This window comes from Nocardia amamiensis NBRC 102102 (assembly GCF_001612745.1).
Taxonomy (GTDB): Bacteria; Actinomycetota; Actinomycetes; order Mycobacteriales; family Mycobacteriaceae; genus Nocardia; species Nocardia amamiensis.
Window position 1 is genome coordinate 24,686 of sequence record NZ_BDBA01000025.1, and the last position, 20,563, is coordinate 45,248.

The window sequence follows — 20,563 nt, forward strand, 5'->3', positions numbered from 1 at the left end:
GAATCCGGATACATGGGATGACTCATCGGGTGTGCGTTACTATCTGTGCCGTGCACCGATGCTTCCCCATAACCCCGCCGCCCGCGTCCTGAGCGAGGTGTAGGTATTCCGCGCGCCACCGAAGGGTGGGCGCGCCATTTTCGGCATCGCTGTGCACCTCGCTTCCGCGACCCCATCCCCTTTCAGTCGCAGGAGCCCGATCTTTATGTCCACTTCTGTGTCCACGGCCAGCCGTTCCGGGCTGGTCTATCTCGTCGGCGCCGGAATCCTTTGGGGGACCGGCGGCCTGCTCGGCACGCTGCTGCACCGAGCCACCGGTCTTTCCCCCGTTTCGGTCGCCACCTGCCGGCTCGCCGTCGGCGGGCTGCTACTGGTGGCGCTGCTCGTCACCAGACGGCAGCCTTGGCCACGAAATCCGTTGGCGTGGCGTCGCATCGGCGCGGTCGCGGTGCTCGCGGCGACCTTCCAGGCGGCCTACTTCGGCGCCGTCGCGGCCGCGTCGGTCAGTCTCGCCACCCTGATCACCATCGGCATGTCGCCGGTGGTCGTCGCCGTGCTGGAGCATGTCACCGGAAGGCGTGCGGTGGACCGGCGGCGCGCGGGGACGATCGGCATCGCCCTGTGCGGGCTGGCATTGCTGGTCGGGGTGCCGTCCGGTGGAGCGAACGCGGGCGGGCTGGTGGTGGGCGCGGTGCTCGCGTCGGTGGCCGCCACGGCTTTCGCGACGGTCACGGTGATCAACGCGGCACCGGTGCCCGGCCTCGACGCGATGACCACCACGGGTCTCGGATTCACCGGCGGCGCGCTGCTGCTGGTTCCGGTAGCGGCCATGAGCGGGCTCGCGTTCGAGCTGACAGTGGGCAGCATCGGATTGGTCCTGCTGCTAGGGCTGGCGCCTACCGCGGTCGCCTACACCCTGTACTTCCGCGGGCTCTCGGATGCCGGGCCCGGGATCGCCGCGGTGCTCGCGCTCCTCGAACCGCTCACCGGGGCGCTGCTGGCCGCGGTAGTGCTCGGTGAACGCCTCACCACGCTGGGACTGCTCGGCGCCGCGTTGCTCATCGTGGCGTTGTTGCTCGCGGCGACGCCAGGGCGCTCGCGGGTCGACGGGCTGGACATGGCCACCGGCAGCCACCGTTCGCGGGACTAGGCTTCGGCCCGTGACCGCTGCCGCGACGACCCCTGGCTCCACGTGGGCGCCGCTGCGTGCACCGATATACCGGGCGCTCTGGCTGGCCCAGCTCGTGTCCAATCTGGGCACCTGGATGCAGACCGTCGGGGCGCAATGGCTCCTGGTCGATTTGCCCAATGCCGCGGCTCTGGTGTCGTTCGTGCAGACCGCGATCACGCTGCCGGTGATGCTGCTGGCCATTCCGTCCGGCGTGATCGCCGACCTGGTGGACCGGCGCAGGCTGCTGCTCGGCGCGCAGTCGACCATGGCGGCGCTCGCGGCGATTCTCGCCGTGTCGACCGCGACCGGGCACACCACGCCTCCGGTGCTGCTGACGCTCCTGTTCCTGCTCGGCTGCGGGCAGGCGCTGACCGCCCCCGCCTGGCAGGCCATTCAGCCGGAGCTGGTCACGCGCGAGCAGATACCGGCTGCCGCGGCGCTGGGCAGCATGAACATCAATATCGGCCGAGCGGTGGGCCCTGCGCTCGCCGGTGTGCTGATCGCGCTGTCCGGGCCGACATTGGTGTTCGCGCTCAACGCGGTGTCCTTCGGTGGGATCGTCGCGGCACTGACGTTCTGGCGTCGGCCGGCGATGGACCGGCGGCTGCCCACCGAGCGTCCGCTGGCGGCGTTGCAGGCGGGCACCCGTTTCATCCGAGCCGCACCGGCGATCCGCCGTGTGCTGCTGCGTTCGCTCTTGTTCATCGCGCCCGCCAGCGCTGTGTGGGCGCTGCTGCCGGTGATCGCACGCGATCGGCTCGGCCTGTCGTCCTCCGGATACGGTCTGATGCTCGGCGCGCTGGGGCTCGGCGCTGTGGTCGGCGCCGCGGCTTTGTCGCGCCTGCGGCAATTGCTGAACCCGACCCAGCGGCTGAGTACAGCTGCGATCCTGTTCGGACTCGCGACTGTAGGTACCGCGCTGTTACGCGTCGTGCCAGTGATCATGGTGCTCCTGGTTTTCGCGGGTCTGGCCTGGCTGCTGGCGATGTCCACGATGAACTCGACCATGCAGCTGCTGCTACCCGCCTGGGTGCGTGCCCGCGGGCTGTCGGTGTATCTGCTGGTGTTCATGGGTGGCCAGGCGATCGGCTCGCTGGTCTGGGGTCTGCTCGCCGACGCCATCGGATCGGTGCCCGCGCTGCTGTGGGCGGCGGTGCTGCTCGGGTTCTGCGCGGTGAGCACCATATGGCTGCCGATCCGGCACAACGCCGAGCAGATCGACCTGACGCCGTCGGCCTTCTGGCCGGAGCCCCAATTGGTGGTCGAACCCGATCCCGACGACGGCCCGGTGCTGATCCTGCGCGACTACGACGTGCCCCCGGAGAACGTCGAGGAATTCCTCACCGCCATGACCTTCGTCGGCCGGTCCCGGCAGCGCACCGGCGCGATGGAATGGCGGCTCTACCGCGACGTCGGGGTGATCGACCGCTATGTCGAGGCATTCGTCGTGCGGTCGTGGGCCGAGCACATGCACCAGCACCAGGTTCGACTCACCGCCCAGGACCAGCTACGGGAGCAGGCCGTCGCGAAGTTCACCACCGCCGAGGGCGACCGGGTCACCCATCTCGTCGCGGTCGACCGGCGCTGAGGCCGAGTGCCTGATTCGGTGCGATCGCACCGACCGCATACACTGTCCGGCATGCGGATGTTCCTGGATATCCTCCTGATCATCACCAGCATGCTGCTGGTGCTGCTGGTGCTGCTGCACCGCGCCAAGGGTGGAGGTCTGTCCAGCCTGTTCGGCGGCGGCGTGCAGTCCAGTCTGTCCGGCTCCACGGTCGTGGAGAAGAACCTCGACCGCGTCACCATCTTCACCGGCGTCATCTGGCTGATCGCCATCCTCGGCATCGGCCTGGAGATCAAGTTCGCCTGATCCGAGTCAACGCGCTCCCCGGAAGCGCCGCCGGACCGAGCACGATCGCGGCGATCACGGACGGGGTGCAGCGCTTCCTCGGCGTGCTCTGATCGGTCAATCGGTGCGCGGAACGCGCCCGTCGACGTCGGTGAAACCGTAGTAGTCCGCAAGATCGGCTACTCGCCACGACAATCCGGTGCGCGAGCGGCGCCCGGCGTCGGTGGCCAGCGCGACGACTGCACGGCCGGTGAAGCGCGGCGTCTGGGCCTCGGCGAGGTCGAAGGTGCCCTCGCCTGGCAGCGTGACCAGCCGGTGCCCGTGCGCGTCGGCCGGAACCAGCTGCAGCAGTTCGGTATCGACGATGCCCGGCCACAGCGAGACCACGGTCACGTCGGTGCCCGCGAGATTATGCGCCATGTCGGCGGTGAGCCGGTCCAGCGCGCACTTCGCGACGCCGTACACAGCGTTGTGCATGTACCTGCGCGCCCCGGGTGAGGAGATGTTGACGATCAGCCCGCCCGATTCGATCAGCAGAGGCGCGGCGAAAACGCTCGCCACGTAATGCGACCGGACACCAACGTCGAAGGTCTCGTCCCAGGCCGCCGGTGGAACCTCCCAGAACGGCTTGCCGAGCCAGCGGACCGCGGCGGGGGAGTTGTAGACGTTGTTCACCAGCACGTCCAGCCTGCCGTGCTCAGTGCGGATCAGTTCGAACAGCCGCTCCACCGCATCGTCGTCGCGGTGATCGCACACGAACGGGATGCCCACCCCGCCCGCCGCATCGATCTCGGCGGCTGTCGCGTGCACGGTGCCGGGCAAGCGTCCCTGCGCGGTCGAGCGCCCGGTGACGAACACGGTCGCACCCGCCGCGCCCAACTCCAGCGCGATCCCCTTGCCGATACCGCGACTGGCGCCGGTGACCACCGCGATCTTGCCTTCGAGCTTGTCCGGTAGTCCACTCACGACCGCGCCTCGCTAACGCTCGGCTCCGTCGTGCGCGGGGGTGCGCTGTAATTTCGGTTCACTCGCTGACGCTCACTCACGGAACTGGGACACTACCGTGAAACAATAACGTGTTCTAGTCCACGGTTTGGAGGCCGGAGTGGAACTGACGCATCGGTTCGTAACGACCAACGGTATTCGTGTGCACCTCGCTGAGCAGGGGGAAGGGCAGCCGGTGATCTTCTGCCACGGCTTTCCGCACACCTGGTACGTCTGGCACCGCCAGCTCCCCGCGGTCGCCGCGGCAGGGTATCGCGCCATCGCGCCCGACCTGCGCGGCTACGGGCAGACCGACGCACCCGCCGACCTCGATGCCTACACCAATCGCGCCGTCTGCGCAGACCTGCTCGGCCTCCTCGATGACATCGGCGCCGAGCAGGCGGTGTTCGTGGGCTTGGACTTCGGCGCCGCGCTGGTGTGGGAACTGGCATTGCGCGCCCCGGAGCGGGTGCGCGCCGTCATCGTCCTGAACAATCCGTTCGCGCCCCGTCCGTCCCGTGCCCCTTCGCAGCTGTGGGCGAAGGCCGCCGCACGACACTTCCTGCACCTGCACTACTTCCAGACCCCCGGTGTCGCCGACGCGGAACTCGGCGCCCGTCCACGGGAATTTCTCACGCGCGTGTACTTTGCACTGAGCGCCGACTATCACTACCTGGACACTTGGCGCTTCCCCGTGGATGGCACCGGCTACCTCGACGTGCTGCCAGAGGCTCCCGCGCTTCCATGGCGCTGGCTGAGCGGACACGAAGTGGACACCCTGGCACGAGATTTCGAACGCACCGGGTTCACCGGCGGATTGAACTGGTACCGCAGCTTGGACCGCAACTGGGAACTCACCGCCGACTACGCGGGCACGAAAGTCACTGTGCCTGCCTATTTCTTGTACGGCGATCGCGATCCCGACATGGAGGGTTTCAGCGGCCGAGATCCGCTGGCCACCATGCGGGAGCATGTCGTCGACCTGCGCGCGGTGACCGAGATCGCCGACGCGGGTCATCTCGTGCAGCTGGAGCGGACCGCCGAGGTGAACGCGTTGCTCACCGCGCATCTGCACCACCTGGCCGCGCACCCTTCCGGGATTTCGGCCTGAGGTGAAAGGTCTTCGGGCCCAGCGCCGTTCGCTGTCGGTGGGCACCGCTAATGTCTGGTGAATGAGTTATAGCCTGAGCATCTACGTCGTTGAACTGGACAGGGTCTCCGCCGCCATCGGGTCCAGGGACGACAAGCTCCGGCGGATGATCGGCGGCCGGTTCAAGGCCCAGCTGACCCACGATGACGACTGGTTCGCCGAGGAGATCGCGGCCGGCGCACCCACCCGCTACGAGGCGGTGCGCGCCGTCATCGACGGCGGCCCGTTCGACCCGTCCTACGGTTTCCAATACGGCTACGCCTACCAGACGATCTGCCAGTTCTACGGCCGGTTCGTCGACAACCGCTACTTCTCCGCGTTCCGTGGCCGCTGGCTCGATCACATCGATGACGGACTCGCCACGCTCGGCATCAAGGCGATCAGCGTCCGCGACTTCATGTACCACTCGCTGCCGCCCGCGCTGCCCCAACCGGACGATCTGCCTGGCTACGGCGAATGGACGCCGGAGCAGTGCGCGGAAGCGCTGGTGCAGTGGGAGTCCACGACTCCACCCCAACGCGAGGAAGTCGACCACGAGATACTCGCCGCCATCGAGTCATGCGTCGAATGGATCCGCGCGGCCCAAGCCCGTCCCGGCTGGGGCATCGCCGGGTTCTTCTACTGAACCGCCGACCAAGTCGCATCCGAACGCAATCCATCCGGACCGAGCGAGGACGAGGCAGCCGCATAACGGGCGCAGTCGGGCGGACTCGATCGCTATCGTGCAGACTCGATCAGCTAAGCCCGCGCCTGGTCGAGCGGAGGCTGAGGTAGCCGCAGAGAGGGCGCGGTCGGGCGTAGCCCGCCTATAGCTTGCGCCGGGCCGAGCGGAGGCGAGGCAGCCGCCTACCGGTATTCCTCGGTTCGCTTCGGGTAATCCGACCACCGCGGCAGCGGCTCGTAGTCGAGGTAGGCGGTGAGGCGGTCGAGCAGGTACTGCCAGCGCGGGCCGATGGCGCCCGCGTCGGCGGGGCGGACGTGGCGGCGGGTCAACTCGACGGTGGTGACCACGCCGACCTGGCTCATCCGGACCTCGAGCAGACAGCCGCCGATGTGCACGACCAGTTCGTGCGGAGCTACGCAGTGGTCGACGCGCACCGCCACCGGCCCAGCCACGGGACCGTCGAGCAGTTCGATGGTGAGGTTGCCGTTGCCGCCGGAGACCGCGCCGAGCCAGCGGGACAGCTGGCCGCGATCGGTGGCCGCCGACCACACGTCCAGCACCGGCTTGTGGAAGGAACGCAGGTAGTGCAGCAGCACCAGATCGCCGTCGGCTGTGTGCTCGTGCTCCGGCCGTACCTCGCCGAGCATGGACATCGTGGTCATAGCCGTGTCCTTCCGCTGCTGGTCACCGTCACCTCACTGTATTTCCACTATTCCCTGCCCGAATCGAATTTCCGGAATGCCGCGCCTCGGCGCGCCGCGCGTGCGAACAGGCGGCTACCTCGCCTTCGCTCGGCCCAGCGCATGTGCGGCTACCTCGAGCCTTCGCTCGGCCCAGCGCGTGTGCGGCTACCTCGAGCCTTCGCTCGCCCAGCGCGTGTGCGGCTACCTCGAGCTTCGCTCGGCCCAGCGCGTGTGCGGTTAGCTGGAGCCTTCGCTCGCCCCGGCGCGGTTGGCCTGGAGCCTTCGCTCGCCCCGGCGTATGTGCGGTTGGCTGGGGTCTGCGGTCGCGCCTGCGCATGTGCGCCGCCTACCTCGAGCCTTCTGCTCGGCCCCCACGCGTGTGCGGCTGCCTCGAGCCGCCGCTCGGCCTGGCAGGAATGCGGAGAGACTTGGTCCGGCGGCGTCTGTCATGCGGTCGCCTCAGCCTTCGCTCGGCCCGGCGCGGGCTGGACGGACTTCGTTCGGTAGTTCCTGTTGGCCCATGAGTGCGCGGGCCGCGGCATCGATCCGGGCCTCGTCGAGCAACACCGTGTCGGCGGCGGGGCCGAGCGGGACGAAACTGTCCTCGCTGCTGACGCGCGCGAGAGACCCTGCGAATCCGGCATCGACCAGGGCCGCGCAGACTGCCTCGGACACGCCGCCGCTGCGGCGGGTCTCGTCCGCGACGAGGACCCGGCCGGTCGCGCGCGCGTGCTCCACCAGGTCGTCCACGGGTAGCGGAGCGAGCCAGCGCAGGTCGAGCACGCGGGCATGAATACCGCGTCGGGCCAGGCGCCGTGCCACACGCAGGCTCATCGGCACGCCGTTGGCGAAGCTGACCAAGGTCAGGTCCGTGCCGTCGCCGTAGACGCGGGCTCGGCCGATCTCGACGTGCTCGGTGCGAGACGGGCGCGCCAGCCAGCCATCGTCGCCTGGCGTGTGCAGGTCGCGGGTGTGATAGAGCGCGATGGGCTCCAGGAGCAGGCACACCTTGCCGTCCACCCGGGCGGCGGACACGCAGGTCCGCAGCATCGCCGCGGCGTCGTCGGCGCGGGACGGCGAGGCGACGACCACGCCGGGGATGTCTCGCAGCGCGGCGACCGAGTTGTCGTTGTGGAAGTGACCGCCGAAGCCTTTCTGATACGCGTATCCGGCGATCCGCACCACCATCGGGTTGCGGTAGCGCCCGTCGGAGAAGAACGACAGTGTGGCCGCTTCGCCACGAATCTGGTCGGCGGCGTTGTGCAGGTAGGCGAGATACTGGATCTCCGGAATCGGGACGAACCCGGCCAGCGCCGCGCCGAGCGCGGTGCCGAGGACACTCTGCTCATCCAGCAGAGTGTCGAACACGCGGCGCGCGCCGAACGTCTTCTGCAGTCCTTTCGTCACGCCGTATACGCCGCCTTTGCGGCCGACGTCCTCCCCGAAGACCAGCACATCCCGGTCGCGGGCCAGCAGGTCTGCGAGCGTGTTATTGATCGCCTGGGCCAGTGTCATCGGATCACCCTGCGCGGCAGCGCCGTTCGCGTTCGTGCGGTAAGACGCATCGGTGCGTGAGGTCGCACGATCAGCCCGGGCTGCGGAGCGACCGTCGTCCGGCAGAGGATCGGTTCTGAGCGCATCCGCGCGCACCAAGGCCGGGTGAGATCGGCCGATCGGAGCGATCACTGCCGCAGCAGAGGCGAGTTTCCGTTCCTCGCAGACTATTTCGGCTGTGGCGGCGACGCGGCGCCCCCGGTCGGCGTAGCGGTCGAGCACTTCGGTGGGCGTGACCACGCCGGAGTCGACCAGCAGCCGCGCGGTCGCCAGCACAGGATCGCGGAGCAGGTCAGCGACGATATCGGCGGCGGGACGATAGGCGGCCTCCACGTCCGAACCGGCGTGACCCAGCAGCCGGACGGTCCGCAGGCGTAGAAACGCGGGCTTCCGGTTTTCCCGGACCCACTGCGCGGCGGTGCTCGCGGTGGTCAGCGCGTCGACGGCGTCAGAACCGTCCGCGCTGAAGAACCGCAGACCGGGCCGATGGCCGTACGCCTGCTCGATCCAGTCCGGCGGCGTGGGAACGCTGATGCCGATGCCGTTGTCCTCGCAGACGAACAGGATCGGCATCGGAATCCGTTGGTGGGCGGTATGGATCGCGGCGTTGATCGCCCCGGCCGCGGTGGAGTGGTTGGCCGACGCGTCGCCGAAACTGCACAGCACCACCGCGTCCGAGGGCCACGGGCTGGAAATCCCCAGGCGCGCGGCCCGATCGATCGCGAAGGCCAACCCCATCGCACGCGGAAGGTGCGACGCGATGGTGGACGTCTGCGGGATGACGTTCGCCGCCGCGCTGCCGAACACCTTGTGCCGACCGCCCGATATCGGATCGGCCGCCGCGGCGACCACTCCCAGCAGCACGTCCCGGATCGGGTCGAGGTCCGGCACGCGCCGGGCCCGGTGCACGAAGAACGCCCCCGATCGGTAGTGCAGCAAAGCGGGATCGGAGGCCCGCAGCGCCGCCGCCAACGCGGCGTTTCCTTCGTGGCCGGACGAGCCGATGCTGTAGTAACCGCGCCGGGCGCTGCCGAGGCGTCGTGCCGCGAGATCGAGATGCCTGCTCGTCGCCTGTGATTCGAACAGTTCCAGGCAGGTGGCGCCGGTAACCGCACTGCCGGGCGCGATCGGCTGATTCGCCGGGCGGCTCGGTCGCGGCGCGAGTGCGGCGATCACGGTGCGAAACCGCTCGTCCAGATCCACTGCCTGCTCGGTCACCGCACGATCATCCCGTACAACCCCACCGTTCGGACGATTATCAGCCGGTATTCTTCCGGCGGATACCGAGAATGGTGGATGAAATTCAGGCGGGAACTAGCGCAGCGCTGCCGCGGCCTCCTGATCGAGCAGCCAGGTTGTCGAGTCGATGCCGGTCGCGCCGGCCGCGGGGATCTCCAGCGGGTCGGCGCCGCCGATAGCCGCGGCGACCGCCTCGGCCTTGGCCGCGCCGCCGACCACCAGCACGACGTGGCGGGAGCGCTGGACGGCGGGCAAGGTGAGGGTGACCCGCACAGACGGCGGCTTCGGCGAATCCGTCACGGCGACAACGAGCTCGTGTTCCTCGCGCACGGCGTCTGTGTGCGGGAAAAGCGAGTTCACGTGTCCCTCGCCGCCCATGCCGAGCAGATGCAGATCGAACGCACCGTGCTCGGTGAGGTAGGCATGCACGGCCGCGGAGTACTCGGCGGCCGCCTCGACCGGGTCGGGGTATTCGCCGTCGGACGCGGCCACCGGATGGACCCGCGCCGGGTCCACCGGCACGTGGTCGAGCAGGGCTTGCCTGGCTTGCAGGTCATTGCGCTCGGGATCGCCCGCGGGCACGAAACGCTCGTCGCCCCAGAACACCTCGAGCCGGGACCAGTCGATGCCGCCGGGGGACTTGCGCACCTGCTCCAGCAGGGCGATGCCGGTGCCGCCGCCGGTCAGCACCACCGACGCCGCACCGCGCTCGGCTTGGGCCGCGACGACGACCGACACGAAGCGGGCGGCCGCGGCAGTGAGAAGCGACTCGGTATCGAGGTGGACCTCGACGGTGTCGCTGGGAAAGGGTGAATCGGTGTGGTCACTCATAGATCACCTTCTCGATTCCGGCCAGTGCCTCCGCGTAGATGTCGTCGGCGTCCAACCTGCGTAGTTCCTCGGCGAGGCAGTCGCGCGTCTCCCTGCGGGCCAAAGCGATCCGCTGCACCGGGTCGCCGGTGCGGGTGAGCGTGGCCGTGCGACCGGTTTGCGGTCGCTCGATCGCGATGGAGACCGTGCGGCGATGCAGTTCCACGTGCAAGGGTCCGGTGCGGCGGCGGACCGGGCAGCCCAGCCGCGCCGCCAACCATCCCGCCAGCATGTCCAGGGCGGGTTCATCGCGCAGCCCGGACACCGTCGCCGACTCCACCAGCTCGAACGGCGGCTCGTCCATGGCGGCGGCCAGCAGCGCGCGCCAGTAGGTGATCCGGCTCCAGGCCAGATCGGAGTCGCCGGTCGCGTAGGAGCCGAGCCGCTTCTTGATCGCTGCCTGCGGATCCGGCGCGAACGTGGCGTCGGTGATGCGCCGGGTCGCCAGCCGGCCCACCGAGTCCTTGGACGGGAACTCCGGGGCTCCGCGCGGCCACCAGGCGACCACCGGCGTATCCGGCAGGAGGAACGGGATGACGACGCTGCTTTCGTGGTTGATCAGCTCGCCCTGCAGGCGCAGCACGATCACCTCGGCCGCTCCCGCGTCGCCGCCGACCCGGATCTGCGCGTCCAGGCGGGTGGCGGCTGCGCGGTCACCGCGTGCGAGGACCACCACGCGGCAGGGGTGCTCGCGGCTGGCGTCGTTCGCGGCGTCGATCGCGTCCTCGGCCTCCGAGCTGTCCAGCGTGCACACCACCAGGGTGAGCACCCGGCCTACGGTGATCACGCCGTTGCTCTCGCGCAATTGCACGAGACGTTTGGTGACCTCGCCGGTCTTGGTCTCCGGCATGTCGACGATCACGGCCGCCGCCATTCCCGCCCGGTGCGGGCGAGCATCTCCTCGGCCGACGCCGGGCCCCAGGTGCCCGCCTCGTACGGTTCCGGTTTGCCGTCGGCGGCCCACTGCTCGAGCACCGGGTCCAGGATGCGCCAGGACAATTCGACCTCCGCGTTGACCGGGAACAGCGACGGCACCCCGAGCAGCACGTCGAGGATCAGGCGTTCGTAGGCCTCGGGGGAGGACTCGGTGAACGCCTCGCCATAGCTGAAGTCCATGTTGACATCGCGCACTTCCATGCCGGAGCCCGGCACCTTCGAGCCGAACCGCGTGGTGATGCCCTCGTCCGGCTGCACCCGGATGACCAGCGCGTTCTGCCCGAGTTCCTCGGTCATGGTCTGGTCGAACGGCAGGTGCGGCGCCCGCTTGAAGATCACCGCGATCTCGGTGACCCTGCGCCCCAATCGTTTTCCGGTGCGCAGGAAGAACGGGACGCCCGCCCAGCGGCGGGTGTCGACCTCCAGGCTGATCGCGGCATAGGTCTCGGTCCGCGAATTCGGATCGAACCCTTCCTCGTCCAGCAGTCCGACCACGTGCTCGCTGCCTTGCCAGCCCTCCGCGTATTGCCCGCGCGCGGTGGTCTCGTCCAGCGGTTCGATGAGCTTGGTCGCCGAGAGCACTTTGATCTTCTCGGTCTGCAGCTGCCTGGGCTCGAAGCTGATCGGCTCCTCCATGGCGGTGAGCGCCAGCAGTTGCAGCAAATGGTTCTGGATCACGTCGCGCGCGGCGCCGATGCCGTCGTAATACCCGGCGCGACCACCCAGGCCGATGTCCTCGGCCATGGTTATCTGCACATGGTCGACGAAGTTGGCGTTCCAGATCGGCTCGTACAACTGGTTGGCGAAGCGCAGCGCCAAGATGTTCTGCACCGTCTCCTTGCCGAGGTAGTGGTCGATGCGGAACACCGTCTCCTCCGGGAACACCCGGTTGACCAGCGCGTTGAGTTCCTGGGCGCTTTCCAGGTCGTGCCCGAACGGCTTCTCGATCACCACTCGCCGCCACGGCTTGCGGCCCGCTCCGTCGAACCCTTTCGTCTGCGCCAAGCCGTGCCCGGAGAGCTGATCCAGCACGACAGGGAACGTCTTCGGCGGGATGGACAGGTAGAAGGCGTGATTGCCGCCCGTGCCGCGCTCCTTGTCCAGGGTGGCCAGGGTGTCGGCGAGCCGGTCGAATGCCGCGTCGTCGTCGAAGCTGCCCTGGACGAAGCGGATGCCCTCCGCGAGCTGGTCCCACACTTCCTGGCGGAATGGGGTGCGCGAATGCGTTTTCACCGCGTCGAGGACGACCGCGGCGAAGTCCTCGTCGGCGTAGTCGCGGCGGGCGAAGCCGACCAAGCCGAAAGCCGGGGGCAACAGCCCCCGGTTGGCCAGGTCGTAGATGGCCGGCATCAGCTTCTTCCGGGACAGGTCACCCGTGACCCCGAAGATCACCATGCTGCACGGTCCCGCGATGCGCGGAAGCCGCTGGTCCCGGCCGTCGCGCAGCGGGTTGTGCCAATCGTTCGCGGCCGCTCGACCCGTGGGGGCTGTACCGGCCATCGGTCAGCTGTTCCCGGACGCGTCAGAGCCGGACGCGGCGGCCGACGTCAACTCGGCGGCCGTGGCGGAAAGCAGCTCCTCCCACGACTTCTCGAACTTCTCCACGCCTTCGCGCTCGAGCACCTCGAACACGTCGTCCAGGTCGATGCCGACCGCGGCGAGCTGGTCGAAGACCTCCGTGGCCGCCGCGGCGTTCCCCCGGACGGTGTCGCCGCGGATCTCGCCGTGATCGGCGACCGCCTGGAGGGTCTTCTCCGGCAGCGTGTTCACCGTGTTCGGGGCGACCAGCTCGGTGACGTACATGGTGTCGGGGTAGTCCGGGTTCTTCACGCCCGTCGACGCCCACAGCGGCCGTTGGCGATTCGTGCCCGAAGCGGCCAGGTTCGTGTAGGTGGAGGTGTGCTTGCCACCGTCGAACACGTCCTGGTACTCGGCGTAGGCCAGGTGGGCGTTGGCGATACCGGCCTTCCCGCGCAGCGCGAGCGCCGCCTCGGTGCCGATCGCCTCCAGCCGCTTGTCGATCTCGGTGTCCACCCGGGACACGAAGAACGAAGCGACGGAATGGATCTTGGCCGGATCATGCCCGGCGACCTTCGCCTGGCGCACTCCGTCCAGGTAGGCGCCCATCACCGCGCGGTAGCGCTGCACCGAGAAGATCAGCGTGACATTGACACTGATGCCCTCGGCGAGCACCGCGGTGATCGCGGGCAGGCCCGCCTCGGTGGCCGGGATCTTGATGAACAGGTTGGGCCGGTCGACGATCTTCCACAGCTCGACCGCCTGCGCGATGGACTTGTCCGCGTCGAACGCCAGGCGCGGATCGACCTCGATGGAGACCCGGCCGTCCACACCGCCGGTCGCTTCGAAGACCGGAGCGAACACGTCGCAGGCCGCTCGGACGTCGTCGGTGGTGATGGTGCGAATGGCGGCATCGGCGTCGGCGCGTTGGGCGGCAAGCTCTTTCAGCTGGCTGTCGTAGCTGTGTCCCTGGCTGAGCGCGCCTTGGAAGATCGTCGGGTTGGTGGTGACCCCGACGACGCCACGGGTGGCGATCAGCTCGGCCAGGTTGCCGGAGCGGATCCGGTCCCTGGACAGATCGTCGAGCCACACGGACACCCCCGCTGCCGACAGGGCGGCGAGGTTTTCGTTCTGAGCCATGAGCGCTATCCCTTCACGTTCTCGAGCGTGCGCTGCGCGGCGGCAACGACGGCTTCCGGAGTGATACCGAATTCGCGGAACAGGGTCTTGTAGTCGGCGGAAGCGCCGAAGTGCTCGATCGACACGATCTCGCCCGCGTCACCGGCGAACCGGTGCCACGGCATCGCGATACCGGCCTCGACGACGACGCGTGCGGTGATCGCGGGCGGAAGCACCTCGTCCCGGTACGCCTTGTCCTGCGCGTCGAACCACTCCACACACGGCATCGACACCACGCGGGTGGCGATGCCCTGCTCCTCCAGCGTAGTGCGGGCGGCGACGGCGAGCTGCAGCTCCGAACCGGTGGCGATCAGGATCACCTGCGGGGTGCCGGTGGACGCCTCGGCCAGGACGTAACCGCCCTTGGACACGCCCTCGTAGCTGGTGCCTTCCAGGATCGGCAGGTCCTGGCGGGTCAGCGCCAGCCCGGACGGGCCGTCCTGGTGCGGCGGCTCCGACACCGAGAAGTGCGAGGTGTGCTCGCTGCTGTCGCGCTCCAGGATGGTGCGCCAGGCATAGGTGGTCTCGTTGGCGTCGCCGGGACGGACGACGTTCAGGCCGGGGATGGCGCGCAGCGCGGCCAGGTGCTCGATCGGCTGATGCGTCGGGCCGTCCTCACCAAGGCCGATGGAGTCGTGCGTCCACACGTAGATCGAGGGCACCCGCATCAGCGCGGCCAAGCGGACGGCAGGGCGCATGTAGTCGCTGAAGACCAGGAAGGTGCCGCCGTACGGGCGGGTGGGGCCGTGCAGCGCGATGCCGTTGAGGATCGCGGCCATCGCGTGCTCGCGGACACCGAAGTGCAGGGTGCGGCCGTACGGGTTGGCCTTCCACATGCCGGTGGAGATCGACTCCGGCCCGAAGCTGGGCTGGTCGGGCATGGTGGTGTTGTTGGACTCGGCCAGGTCGGCCGAACCGCCCCACAGCTCCGGCAGCAACGGGGCCAGCGCGGCGAGCACCTTGCCGGAGGCCTTGCGGGTGGCCATGCCCTTCGGATCCGGTTCGTAGGTGGGCAGATTCGCGGCCCAGTTCTCCGGCAGCCGCCGGGCGGCGAGGCGGTCGAACAGCGCCTTGTTCTCCGGGTTGGCCGCGGCCCACGCGTCGAACGACTTCTGCCACTCCGCGTGCGCCTGCCTGCCGCGGTCGACGACCTTGCGGGTGTGCGCGATCACCGCCGGGTCCACCTCGAAGCTCTGCTCGGGGTCGAAGCCGAGCACCTTCTTGGTCGCGGCGACCTCGTCGGCGCCCAGCGCGGCACCGTGCGCGGAGCCGGTGTTCATCTTGCTGGGCGCCGGGTAGCCGATGATGGTGCGCAGCACGATGATCGAGGGCTTGTCGGTCTCGGCCTTGGCGGCGGCCAGCGCGGTCTCGATGGCGACCACGTCCTCGCCGCCCTCGACCACCTGCACGTGCCAGCCGTAGGCCGCGTAGCGCTCGGCGACGTCCTCGGTGAAGGCGATGGTGGTGTCGTCCTCGATGGAGATCTTGTTGTCGTCGTAGATCACGACCAGGTTGCCCAGCTGCTGGGTGCCCGCGAGCGACGACGCCTCGGAGGTGACGCCCTCCTCCAGGTCACCGTCGGAGGCGACCACGTAGATGAAGTGGTCGAACGGGCTCGTGCCCGGCGCGGCGTCCGGGTCGAACAGACCGCGCTCGCGCCGCGCCGCCATCGCCATGCCGACCGCCGACGCCAGGCCCTGGCCGAGCGGGCCGGTGGTGATCTCGACGCCGTCGGTGTGGCGGAACTCCGGGTGACCCGGGGTGAGCGAGCCCCACTTGCGCAGGTTCTTCAGGTCGTCCAGTTCCAGGCCGTAGCCCGACAGATACAGCTGGATGTACTGGGTGAGGCTGGAGTGGCCGCACGACAGCACGAACCGGTCCCGGCCGACCCAGCTGGGATCGGTGGGGTCGATGTGCATGGTGCGCTGGTAGAGGGTGTACGCCAGTGGCGCCAGGCTCATCGCGGTACCGGGGTGACCGTTTCCGGTGTTCTGCACCGCGTCGGCGGCGAGGACCCGAATGGTGTCGACAGCCTTGGTGTCCAGATCCGTCCAGTCGTCCGGGTGGTTCGGCTGAGTGAGGGCGCGGATGTCGTCTGTGATCGACACGACCGAGGTTCTCCTGACATTGGTTCGTCGACGGCGGGTGGGTTCTGACGGCGGTGATCGCGCGGCAGCTACGGCGTGCATGCCGGGTTTATCCAACCACCCTAGATGTGCACGGTGACCGGCACAGCAGTAACCCTGTGTTGTTTTGCCGTGGCGTTTTGCGGCGCCCGCGGCGCTGCGTGTTCGCGCCCACGTTGCGGCTCGTGCCGGAGACGGCCGAGGTTGGTGATCGCTTCGCCTCCTGGGCGGCGAGCCGGTCTGCGAACAGTGATCCACTGCCACGCGTCAACTGGCCTGGAGCGCGTTGATCGAGCGGCTGAACGCCGGTCGGCTGGGGAACGATGCTCGTGGACGCGAATCGGCTGTGCCGTGCTCGGGTGCTGCGTGTTCGCGCTCACGTTGCGGCCTCATCGGAGCCGGCAGAACTCCGGACCCGCGTCGAACTGCGTTTCGTATCAGGACGTAAGCCACGTGAACAAAACTGGTCGGACACAGGCGTACGACCTGTCTCGAGGGCGGATGGTCGAACGCGCGGAACGGCCCGTCTGGTGGGTCACATTCCCATGCCGTTGCGCGGGGGCGAGGGGAAGGGCGGGGGCGGCGGGGGTCTACCATCCTTTGTAGTAGTAGTCGCGCCGCACCGGTCGGAGAGGGCGCCGGGGCGGACGAAGGTCCGGTACAGGCACATCCGTACCAGCGGGACGAGCGCTGCTGGTCCATGCCGGATGCGATGCACAGCGTGCGAGGAGAGACAGTGCGGATTGGGCGACAGCCGGGTGGCGATGGTGCGCACGGCTCCTCCGCGACGGCGCTGGCCGACCGGTTCACGGGTCCGGGCCTACCGTCCCGGCTGCTGCGGCGGGTGCTGGCCTACGTCGCGCTGACCAAGCCGAGGGTGATCGAGCTGCTGCTCGTCGCCACCATCCCGACCATGCTGCTCGCCGACCGCGGCACCATCGACATCCGCCTGATCCTGGCCACGCTGTTCGGCGGCTGGATGGGCGCGGCGAGCGCGAACACGCTCAACTGCGTCGCCGACGCCGACATCGACAAGGTGATGAAACGTACCGCCAAGCGGCCGCTGGCCCGGGAGGCGGTGCCGACGTCGAACGCCTTCGTCTTCGGCGTCGTCCTCGGCGTCGGCTCGTTCGCCTGGCTGTGGTGGCAGGCGAACCTGCTCAGCGGCCTGCTCGTCGTCGCGACGATCCTGTTCTACGTCTTCGTCTACACGCTGGGCCTCAAGCGCCGCACCTCGCAGAACGTGGTGTGGGGTGGCGCGGCCGGATGCATGCCCGCGCTGGTCGGCTGGTCGGCGGTGACCGGCGGCATCGGCTGGCCCGCCATCGCGCTGTTCGGCGTCATATTCTTCTGGACGCCGCCGCACACCTGGGCGCTGGCCATGCGCTACAAGGAGGACTACCGCGCGGCGGGAGTGCCGATGCTGCCGGTTGTGGCCACCGAGCAGACCGTCACCCGGCAGATCGTCATCTACACCTGGCTGACCGTGCTCACCACGCTGGCCCTCGTGCCGGCGACCGGTGTCATCTACGCGGCCGTCGCGCTGGTGGCCGGAGCGTGGTTCCTGCTCATGGCCCACCAGCTGTACGCGGGTGTGCGGCGCGGCGAATCGGTGAAGCCGCTGCGGCTGTTCCTGCAGTCGAACAACTACCTGGCCGTGGTGTTCTGCGGACTTGCGGTGGACTCGGTGCTCGGCTGGGACACCATCGGCAGCTTCTTCAGCTGATCGCGCCCACGTAGCCGTCCGGGCGCACGAGGACCCGGGAGCCCTCGGTCGCTGCATAGGCGGCGTGCGCGTGCCCATCGATGTCGACTACGTACGGCCCTGCGACCACGGTTCCGGGCCGGACCACCGCATACGCGGGCACGCCCGGCTCGGTATCGGCGGGAACGCCGAACGACAGCAGCGTCGCGTGTGGTCCGCGGAACAGGTCGAACAGCCGCACCGGTCGTCCCGCGTCATCCTTCAGCGGCGCGTCCGGCGCGCGATCACCGACGGCCAGTGCCGTGCGGACGGCGGGATCGCGGTAGCTGATGTCCAACTGCTGGGTCTCCGGTCCGCGGTCCATCGCGTCCTCGGCGCCGTCGACCAGCTTGTCCAGCAACTCCGAACTCAGCCCGAGAACCCAGGCGGCCACCATCCGGCGCTCGGCCGCATAGCTGTCCAAGAGCGTGTCGTTACCGTCGAGCGCGGCGGCCAGTTTCCAGCCCAGGTTGTACGCATCCTGGATACCGGTGTTCATGCCCTGCCCGCCGGTGGGTGGGTGCACGTGCGCGGCGTCACCGGCCAGGAAGACCCGTCCGTCGCGGAACCGTTGCGCCAGGCGGACATTCGGCCGCCACACCGTCGCCCAGGTGAGGTCGCTGAGGATGATGTCGTCGTGTCCGCAATAGCGGTCCACGTACTCCTGCAGCACAGCGTTATTCACCGACAACCAGGCCGGTCTGTTGCGTACGTGCCAGCGATCGAGGCGGTCCAATTCCTCAGCCCTGCATGGGATCGCGGAATGATTGCCGGAGGCCACCGAGCGGAAGCTGTTGGGATAGCCCGAATGCTCGACGCTGGAGCGCCCGCATCAGGTTTACCTCGAGACCGAGGGAGAACTGGAATAGCCGAACGATTGCAGCCGGGTTATGCTGCGGGCTGACCGGCCCACCCGGAAACCGGGGTCTTCCATTGTGATCCGATCGAGAGCACCATGGGAAACAGCCCGGTTTGTTCATCAGGGGACGTGCCGGAGGGCCGGATCCCTGTTCAGGGCAGCACAATTGGATCCCTATTCGCCACGCCCCACGCGTGCTGCCGATTCGATGCCGGCGGCCGGGCGCTTATGTTCGGGGCCGCGGTGAATCGACTCGTGATTGCAGGTAACCATCATGATCATTGCGAAAATCGCCGCAACAGCACTTCTTTCCGCCGCCGCACTGGGCGTCACGGCTGCGACCGGCCATGGCGAGGCGGGCGTGGCCGGTGCGGAAATCAGCGGTGTCGACCAGGGTGTCGCGTACACGGCCGCGGTGGCATCCGACCGGTCCAGTGCGACCGTCACCCTTGCCTCGGGCTCGTTCGTTCTGACACCCACCGGGGTATCCGTGGCGGCGCCGGACGGTTCGGTAATCGGCCAGGTGCCGACGACGGTGCGCAGCGTCTCGGGCCAGGAGGTGCGGGTGGCGCCCGACATCGATGCCACCGCGACGACCTTGACCCTGACTCCCGTCGGCACGGCGACACCGGAGCCGGATGCGCCGCAGTTCATCGGTGACGCCGGCACCACGGTCGCCGGCGTGTTGATCGGTTGCGCCGTGGGTGCGCTGATCGGCCTCATTTTCCTGATCGTCGGGGCGCTTCCCGGCTGTGTCATCGGCGGGATCATCGGAGGTATCGCCGGCGCCAACCAGTGATGCGACAGCTCACCCGACAATGCTCCGGTCGGCGCGGACGATTCTCCGCGCCGACCGATCCGTGCCCGGGGCTCTGTCCGGGATGTCACCACGTCATCGCGACGTCTCCGGCCTCTACGGCCTCATCCGCACCGCGCAGTATGGCTCCACATACGAGACTGTTCGGTTGCGGCGACTCGGAGAATCATCGCCTGGGCGCTTCTTTGCCGTGGAAGAACCCTTACGGTGGGCCACCCGTCGAGTCGCCCCTGCTCGAGTTCACGGAAGAAGGACGATGGAGCCGGTGGTCTTGCGGCCTTCCAGGTCGCGGTGGGCCTGCTCGGCATCGGCGAGCGGGTAGGTCGCGCCGATCCGGATGTTCAATGTGCCGTTGGCGATGGCGTCGAGGACATCGCCTGCGCGCCAGGCGAGTTCGGCGCGGTCGCGGGTGTAGTGCACGAGGCTGGGACGGGTGACGAACAGCGAACCGGACGTGCTGAGGCGCAGCAGGTCGAACGGCGGCACCGGCCCGCTCGCGCCGCCGAACAGGGCGAGCATGCCGCGCACACGCAACGACGCCAGGCTGGATTCGAAGGTGGCCGCGCCGACGCCGTCGTAGACCGCGGCCACGCCGACCCCGTCGGTGAGTTTGCGCACCTGGCCCGCGAGCTCGTCGCCGTAGCGCAGCACCTCGGCCGCGCCCGCCGCGCGGGACAGGGTCTCCTTGTCGTCGGAGGACACGGTTGTGATCACGCGCACGCCGCGCGCCGTGAGCAGCTGGGTCAGGATCAGCCCGACACCGCCCGCGCCCGCGTGCACCAGCACGGTCTCCCCGGGCTCCGGCTTGTAGATGGATTCGATGAGGTAGTGCGCGGTCATGCCCTGCAACAGCGCCGACGCGGCCACCGGCGGATCGACTCGCTCCGGTACCGCGACGGCGACGGCGGCGTTCACCGCGACCTTCGCTGCGTAGCTGCCCGGCGCGGCTGCCCAGGCGACCCGGTCGCCGACCGAGAACTCGGTGACATTCGCGCCGACCTCAGCGACGACGCCGGTGCCCTCCGAGCCCGGGATATAGGGGACGTCCTGTGGGTAGCGCCCGGTGCGAACGTAGGTGTCGATGAAGTTGACACCGATCGCCTGCGTGTCGACCAGCAACTGGTCCGGTCCGATCTGCGGATCGGGCACTTCCACGTACTTCAGGACCTCGGGACCGCCGTGCTCGGAAACCTGAATGGCGCGCATGAGATCCAGTT

At 68.7% G+C, this 20,563-nt stretch carries 17 protein-coding genes; 7 read left to right on the plus strand and 10 right to left on the minus strand.

Annotated elements, in window-relative coordinates; all coding sequences use genetic code 11:
- Window positions 1–205: 205 nt before the first annotated feature.
- The 3 genes from NA4_RS07070 to secG are packed head-to-tail and all read left to right on the plus strand — an operon-like array spanning window position 206 to window position 3,044.
- Window positions 206–1,150 (plus strand): DMT family transporter, encoded by a 945-nt coding sequence (locus tag NA4_RS07070; RefSeq protein ID WP_067465821.1) that lies wholly within the window; start codon window positions 206–208, stop codon window positions 1,148–1,150.
- Window positions 1,151–1,160: 10 nt separating this feature from the next.
- Complete coding sequence (locus NA4_RS07075; RefSeq protein WP_067465825.1) at window positions 1,161–2,759, plus strand: MFS transporter; 1,599 nt, start codon at window positions 1,161–1,163, stop codon at window positions 2,757–2,759.
- 51 nt (window positions 2,760–2,810) lie between these two features.
- On the plus strand, window positions 2,811–3,044 hold the full coding sequence (gene secG / locus NA4_RS07080) for a preprotein translocase subunit SecG (RefSeq protein WP_067465827.1): 234 nt from the start codon (window positions 2,811–2,813) through the stop codon (window positions 3,042–3,044).
- Between the two features lie 96 nt (window positions 3,045–3,140).
- Here the strand turns inward: secG and NA4_RS07085 are convergent, their stop codons facing one another.
- A complete protein-coding gene (locus tag NA4_RS07085; protein WP_067465829.1) occupies window positions 3,141–3,989 on the minus strand; it encodes an SDR family NAD(P)-dependent oxidoreductase in 849 nt (282 codons plus the stop codon).
- Window positions 3,990–4,128: 139 nt separating this feature from the next.
- Between NA4_RS07085 and NA4_RS07090 the strand changes: the two genes are divergently transcribed.
- Both NA4_RS07090 and NA4_RS07095 read left to right on the plus strand, forming a co-directional pair.
- Entirely contained in the window at window positions 4,129–5,118 is a 990-nt protein-coding gene (locus NA4_RS07090; protein ID WP_067465832.1) for an alpha/beta hydrolase, read from the plus strand.
- Between the two features lie 61 nt (window positions 5,119–5,179).
- A complete protein-coding gene (locus NA4_RS07095; protein ID WP_067465836.1) occupies window positions 5,180–5,782 on the plus strand; it encodes a DUF7691 family protein in 603 nt (200 codons plus the stop codon).
- A gap of 221 nt (window positions 5,783–6,003) precedes the next feature.
- On the opposite strand, the gene NA4_RS07100 is transcribed toward NA4_RS07095, so the two are convergent.
- From NA4_RS07100 to tkt, 7 genes are all read right to left on the minus strand, one after another.
- A complete protein-coding gene (locus NA4_RS07100; protein ID WP_067465838.1) occupies window positions 6,004–6,483 on the minus strand; it encodes an SRPBCC family protein in 480 nt (159 codons plus the stop codon).
- Window positions 6,484–6,963: 480 nt separating this feature from the next.
- Window positions 6,964–9,276 (minus strand): thiamine pyrophosphate-dependent enzyme, encoded by a 2,313-nt coding sequence (locus NA4_RS07105; RefSeq protein ID WP_067465841.1) that lies wholly within the window; start codon window positions 9,274–9,276, stop codon window positions 6,964–6,966.
- 96 nt (window positions 9,277–9,372) lie between these two features.
- Complete coding sequence (gene pgl, locus NA4_RS07110) at window positions 9,373–10,128, minus strand: 6-phosphogluconolactonase (RefSeq protein WP_067465842.1); 756 nt, start codon at window positions 10,126–10,128, stop codon at window positions 9,373–9,375.
- Window positions 10,121–11,029: a glucose-6-phosphate dehydrogenase assembly protein OpcA gene (gene opcA, locus NA4_RS07115; RefSeq protein WP_174552912.1), complete on the minus strand. Its 909-nt coding sequence runs from the start codon at window positions 11,027–11,029 to the stop codon at window positions 10,121–10,123. Before opcA ends, pgl begins: the two co-directional genes overlap by 8 nt.
- Window positions 11,026–12,603: a glucose-6-phosphate dehydrogenase gene (gene zwf / locus NA4_RS07120; protein WP_067465848.1), complete on the minus strand. Its 1,578-nt coding sequence runs from the start codon at window positions 12,601–12,603 to the stop codon at window positions 11,026–11,028. Before zwf ends, opcA begins: the two co-directional genes overlap by 4 nt.
- A 3-nt stretch (window positions 12,604–12,606) precedes the next feature.
- The gene (gene tal, locus NA4_RS07125; RefSeq protein ID WP_067465851.1) at window positions 12,607–13,761 is read right to left on the minus strand and encodes a transaldolase; all 1,155 of its coding nucleotides are present in this window, start codon (window positions 13,759–13,761) and stop codon (window positions 12,607–12,609) included.
- A 5-nt stretch (window positions 13,762–13,766) separates the two neighbouring features.
- The gene (gene tkt, locus NA4_RS07130; protein ID WP_067465855.1) at window positions 13,767–15,908 is read right to left on the minus strand and encodes a transketolase; all 2,142 of its coding nucleotides are present in this window, start codon (window positions 15,906–15,908) and stop codon (window positions 13,767–13,769) included.
- A gap of 754 nt (window positions 15,909–16,662) precedes the next feature.
- Between tkt and NA4_RS07135 the strand changes: the two genes are divergently transcribed.
- Window positions 16,663–17,652: a heme o synthase gene (locus NA4_RS07135; RefSeq protein ID WP_067466003.1), complete on the plus strand. Its 990-nt coding sequence runs from the start codon at window positions 16,663–16,665 to the stop codon at window positions 17,650–17,652.
- Here NA4_RS07135 and NA4_RS07140 read toward each other — a convergent pair.
- The gene (locus NA4_RS07140; RefSeq protein ID WP_281179983.1) at window positions 17,645–18,355 is read right to left on the minus strand and encodes an FAD-dependent monooxygenase; all 711 of its coding nucleotides are present in this window, start codon (window positions 18,353–18,355) and stop codon (window positions 17,645–17,647) included. The two genes, NA4_RS07135 and NA4_RS07140, sit on opposite strands and share 8 nt — an antisense overlap.
- A gap of 448 nt (window positions 18,356–18,803) precedes the next feature.
- On the opposite strand from NA4_RS07140, the gene NA4_RS07145 reads away from it, so the two are divergent.
- The gene (locus NA4_RS07145) at window positions 18,804–19,328 is read left to right on the plus strand and encodes a DUF8020 domain-containing protein (RefSeq protein ID WP_067465858.1); all 525 of its coding nucleotides are present in this window, start codon (window positions 18,804–18,806) and stop codon (window positions 19,326–19,328) included.
- A gap of 258 nt (window positions 19,329–19,586) precedes the next feature.
- Here the strand turns inward: NA4_RS07145 and NA4_RS07150 are convergent, their stop codons facing one another.
- Window positions 19,587–20,552: a quinone oxidoreductase family protein gene (locus NA4_RS07150; protein WP_067466006.1), complete on the minus strand. Its 966-nt coding sequence runs from the start codon at window positions 20,550–20,552 to the stop codon at window positions 19,587–19,589.
- Window positions 20,553–20,563 lie beyond the last annotated feature (11 nt).